This window comes from Pseudomonas asplenii, assembly GCF_001293465.1.
Taxonomy (GTDB): Bacteria; Pseudomonadota; Gammaproteobacteria; order Pseudomonadales; family Pseudomonadaceae; genus Aquipseudomonas; species Aquipseudomonas fuscovaginae_B.
Genome location: NZ_JSYZ01000032.1, coordinates 1 through 596, shown reverse-complemented (window position 1 = coordinate 596; position 596 = coordinate 1). Strand labels below are relative to the sequence as shown.

The window sequence follows — 596 nt, the reverse complement described above, 5'->3', positions numbered from 1 at the left end:
GCGCCGCGTCTGCGATCTTGTTGGCAAGGCTGGCGTGCGTCACCATCACACCCTTGGGCTGCCCCGTCGAGCCGGAGGTATGCACGACATACGCCAGCTCATCACCCTGGCGGCACCCCAGCGGGTTTCCTCGATCGCGTCCCTCCAACCATTGCTCACCCGCACGCCCATCCAGGGGCTGCCAGGCCACAAGCGCCGGCAAGCGCTCGCACGCCGAGGCCAGGCACAATCCACCCCGTGGACGTACATCCTCCAGCATCCAGGCCAACCGCTCCGCCGGGTGATTCAGGTCCATCGGCAAGTAGGCCGCGCCGGCCTTGAGCACCCCCAGGATGCCCACCACCAGCTCCAGCGAGCGTGGCAGGGCCAGCGCCACCACATCCTGGGCGCCGATTCCATCGGCCCGCAAGGCATGGGCCACGGCATTGGCCTGCGCGTTGAGCTCGGCATAGCTCACCTGACGCTCGCCATGGCTGAGCGCTACTGCCGATGGCGTGCGGGCTACCTGGGCCTCGAACAACTCGATCAAGTCACCGGCCGGCACCGGCGTGACCGTTGCGTTCCAGCCTTGCAACACCTGGCGCCGCTCATCGGGT

General features: G+C 68.0%; 1 protein-coding gene. It reads right to left on the bottom strand.

Translation table 11 applies throughout. The annotated features are described in order from the left end of the window. The coding region (locus tag PF66_RS30150) for an AMP-binding protein (RefSeq protein WP_160320673.1) at positions 1-596 on the bottom strand (596 nt) is incomplete at both ends.